Genomic DNA, 4328 nt, shown 5'->3' with positions numbered 1-4328 from the left:
AAAGTTTTACGTACTTTAACTGAATCAACCTATGAAATTCAGCCTCAGCAAAGTCATTATGAATCTCTCGAAGTAGATGAGTTCTGGAATTTTGTTGGAAATAAAAAGAATAAACAATGGCTTATTTACGCCTATCATCGAGAAACAGGTGAAATTGTTGCTTATGTTTGGGGTAAACGAGATTTAGCTACAGTCTAACAATTGAAGACAAAGCTTAAACAATTAGATATTCACTACACCCGAATTGCAAGTGATCATTGGGACAGTTTCATCACTGCTTTTAAAAATGGTAAGCAAAGTATTGGTAAATTTTTTACTGTAGGTATTGAAGGCAATAATTGCAAAATAAGGCATAGAATTAGGCGTAGCTTCAGAAGAAGCTGTAATTTTTCAAAAAAGCTTGAAAACCATTTTAAAGCTTTTGATTTAGCCTTCTTTTCTTTTACATCAATAATGGCTTCATTTAAAGGCAGCATACTTTTTGAAGCACCACCAAAATTTTATGTTAAGTAGAGACTAAAAATGCCCTTGATTAAGGGCTTACAAGGGCATTTTGTATAAGGTGTATTATGTTAATTTTAGAATTTCTTCATTAGATAATTTTTGATAAGCTAAATCCATTAGGACTAATTAAGTAAATATGAGCAATTGGGTCAATGTCACACAGGATAAGTCTACAGGTATAGAACTAATTCATGCCCACTTCAAAGGCTTTGCATACGATCCTCATCTACACTCAAGTTATCTTATAGGGGTAACAGAGTTAGGACATCAACAATTCAATTGTAGAAAAAAAATTATTGATAGCTATCAAGGTCAAACTTTCATGCTTGAACCTGAAGAAGTTCATGATGGTAATGCACCAGATCCTCTCGGCTTCACTTATAAAATGATGCATTTAGATCCAGCATGGTTAAAAAAAAGCTATGAAGGAATATTTAATGAGCCTATCGAACTTGCTATCGAATCAACCCTACGTTCTGATCCTCAACTTTCACATTTGATACTTTCAACCTACAATATATTGAATAACAATGAATCTCAATTGATGAAAGATACGTATTTAGATCTTTTATTAGAAAACGCTATCCAACTGGACCAGCAGCTACATTGATTCGAATTTTAGATGCTCACCCAAGCCTTATTTGAAAAAATTACTTAAAAAATGGGAGCTTAAGGCTCCCATTTTTATTTCGTATAAGGTGTATTATGTTAATTTTAGAAAATCTTCACTACTATTATTTTAAAATAAGCCTTATATCCAAGCATAAAACAAGGTTGTCTAGACTTCTTTTAACAGTAAAGTTATCATAAAACTGAATTTTATTTTTTAGGTAAGTTTATGCATTCTATCCGCATTCGTTAAGACACAACTATTTGCATAGTGACACTATTTTATAATGGTGGGCTTTTGTTGTGTCTTTAAGAATATATGCGGATATATAAAGTAAAAGTATGCTTAATTTATAAGTATGCTTTTAGTGCATAGTTTCCAGTTATAACTTAATTGACTAGCTATTTGTCCACCCTGTGGATGAATAGCTTTTTTTTTGGGAGGACACTGTGATGCTAGCTTTTGTTTTCACCTAAATCCTGTTTGCTGCATAAAAAATTTCAAGAGCTAAACAGGAGTAAATAAAAATGAGTTTAATTATTAAAGCGAGAAACATACGCTTGGATTATGCTGGGCGTGATGTTTTGGATATTGATGAATTGGAAATTCACTCTTATGACCGTATTGGTCTTGTGGGTGATAACGGAGCAGGAAAGAGTAGTTTACTCAAAGTACTTAATGGCGAAATTGTTTTAGCCGAAGCGACATTACAGCGTTTTGGTGATTTTGCACATATCAGCCAACTGGGCGGAATCGAAATAGAAACGGTCGAAGACCGGGCAATGTTATCTCGCCTTGGTGTTTCCAATGTACAAAACGACACAATGAGTGGCGGAGAGGAAACTCGTGCAAAAATTGCTGCCGCATTTTCCCAACAAGTACATGGCATTCTAGCGGATGAACCAACCAGCCACCTTGATCTCAATGGAATAGATCTACTTATTGGTCAACTTAAAGCATTTGATGGAGCATTACTTGTTATCAGTCATGACCGATATTTTCTTGATATGGTTGTAGACAAGATATGGGAGTTAAAAGACGGTAAAATTACGGAATATTGGGGTGGTTACTCGGATTACTTGCGTCAAAAAGAAGAAGAGCGACAACACCAAGCCGTAGAATATGAGCTGATGATGAAGGAACGGGAGCGATTAGAATCTGCTGTGCAAGAAAAACGCCAGCAAGCTAATCGATTAGACAATAAGAAAAAAGGAGAAAAATCCAAAAACTCTACCGAAAGTGCTGGACGACTTGGGCATGCAAAAATGACTGGCACCAAGCAAAGAAAACTGTATCAGGCAGCTAAGAGTATGGAAAAGCGTTTGGCTGCATTAGAAGATATTCAAGCACCAGAGCATTTGCGTTCTATTCGTTTTCGTCAAAGTTCAGCCCTAGAACTGCACAATAAGTTCCCGATTACGGCAGATGGTCTGAGCTTAAAATTTGGTAGCCGTACTATCTTTGATGACGCTAACTTTATAATACCGCTTGGCGCTAAAGTCGCTATAACTGGATCGAATGGAACAGGGAAAACGTCCTTGTTAAAAATGATATCAGAACGTGCTGATGGATTAACCATATCTCCAAAAGCTGAAATTGGCTACTTTACACAAACAGGATATAAATTTAACACGCATAAATCTGTGCTCTCCTTTATGCAGGAAGAGTGCGAGTACACAGTTGCGGAAATTCGTGCAGTATTGGCTTCAATGGGGATCGGAGCGAATGATATTCAAAAAAACTTATCCGACTTATCGGGAGGTGAAATCATCAAACTGCTTTTATCCAAAATGCTTTTAGGAAAATATAATATTTTGCTTATGGATGAACCAGGAAACTATCTTGACCTAAAAAGTATTGCCGCATTAGAAACAATGATGAAGTCCTATGCAGGAACTATTATCTTCGTATCTCATGACAAGCAATTGGTCGATAATATTGCTGACATTATCTACGAGATCAAAGACCACAAAATCATCAAGACTTTTGAGAGAGATTGTTAATGATAGCCAATCTAATCCGAACATTAATTATTGAACTCTTTAAAGGAAATTAAAAATGACAATTCAAGATATTCAATCACTTGCTGAAGCACACGGCTTGTTGCTTACGGACAAAATGAATTTCAATGAAATGGGCATTGATTTTAAGGTCGTTTTTGCTCTTGATACAAAGGGGCAACAATGGTTGCTGCGTATTCCTCGTCGTGATGGCATGAGGGAACAAATCAAGAAAGAAAAACGCATTTTAGAATTGGTAAAAAAACATCTTTCTGTAGAGGTTCCTGATTGGAGAATTTCATCTACAGAATTAGTGGCTTATCCCATACTTAAAGATAATCCTGTTTTAAATTTGGATGCTGAAACCTATGAAATAATTTGGAATATGGACAAAGATAGCCCGAAATACATAACATCTTTGGCAAAAACCTTATTTGAAATCCATAGTATTCCTGAAAAAGAAGTTCGGGAAAATGATTTGAAAATTATGAAACCTTCAGATTTAAGACCTGAAATAGCAAACAATTTGCAGTTAGTAAAATCTGAAATTGGTATAAGTGAGCAATTGGAAACCCGCTACAGAAAATGGTTGGATAATGATGTTCTATGGGCAGATTTCACCCAATTTATACATGGCGATTTATATGCTGGGCATGTACTAGCTTCAAAGGATGGAGCTGTTTCAGGCGTTATTGATTGGTCAACAGCCCATATAGATGACCCAGCGATTGATTTTGCTGGGCATGTAACTTTGTTTGGAGAAGAAAGCCTCAAAACTCTAATCATCGAGTATGAAAAACTAGGGGGTAAAGTTTGGAATAAACTATATGAACAGACTTTAGAAAGAGCAGCGGCCTCTCCTTTGATGTATGGTTTATTTGCCTTAGAAACTCAAAATGAAAGCCTTATCGTTGGAGCAAAAGCTCAGTTGGGAGTTATATAATTTAAAAATATGATTGCTGAGAACTGCCTTGTTTTGAAACTTGGTTGGCTTTAATTAGTTTTTAGTATTCTTTATAGAAAATGCCTCGATCAAGGGGCATTTCTAACAATCATTTAACATAAAATTTCTTATGTGAAGTAACCTTGTTAGAACCCATTTAAAGTGTCTATATTCTCACCAATAAAAATGTCTAGTTTATGATGGTTTTTATCACCATGGACTGGATATAAATATAGATGCTGATCACTATGTCTGACAAAGAAATTCAACG

The 4328-nt window shown here is 35.4% G+C and carries 2 protein-coding genes and 3 pseudogenes; all 5 read left to right on the top strand.

The genetic code is table 11. From position 1 onward, the window contains the following. Positions 1-467, top strand: a pseudogene (locus FTU37_RS16340) (IS1 family transposase); the annotation flags it as partial. Between the two features lie 173 nt (positions 468-640). Beyond that, positions 641-1066: pseudogene (locus FTU37_RS16335) on the top strand (AraC family ligand binding domain-containing protein); the annotation flags it as partial. A gap of 14 nt (positions 1067-1080) precedes the next feature. Continuing rightward, positions 1081-1149 (top strand): annotated as a pseudogene (locus FTU37_RS16330) (transcriptional regulator); the annotation flags it as partial. A 492-nt stretch (positions 1150-1641) separates the two neighbouring features. Then, complete coding sequence (gene msr(E), locus FTU37_RS16325; protein WP_000052512.1) at positions 1642-3117, top strand: ABC-F type ribosomal protection protein Msr(E); 1476 nt, start codon at positions 1642-1644, stop codon at positions 3115-3117. 55 nt (positions 3118-3172) lie between these two features. Further along, positions 3173-4057, top strand: a complete 885-nt coding sequence (locus FTU37_RS16320) for an Mph(E) family macrolide 2'-phosphotransferase (RefSeq protein ID WP_000155092.1) — start codon at positions 3173-3175, stop codon at positions 4055-4057. Positions 4058-4328 lie beyond the last annotated feature (271 nt).

The sequence above is a fragment of the Acinetobacter sp. YH12097 genome, assembly GCF_013419225.1.
Classification (GTDB): domain Bacteria; phylum Pseudomonadota; class Gammaproteobacteria; order Pseudomonadales; family Moraxellaceae; genus Acinetobacter; species Acinetobacter amyesii.
The sequence above is the reverse complement of the archived record's forward strand: the minus strand, read 5'-3'. Positions and strand labels throughout refer to the sequence as shown.

Coding starts and splice junctions, on each gene's coding strand:
- FTU37_RS16320 (WP_000155092.1), top strand. CDS start 3,173: ATGACAATTCAAGATATTCAATCACTTGCTGAAGCACACGGCTTGTTG.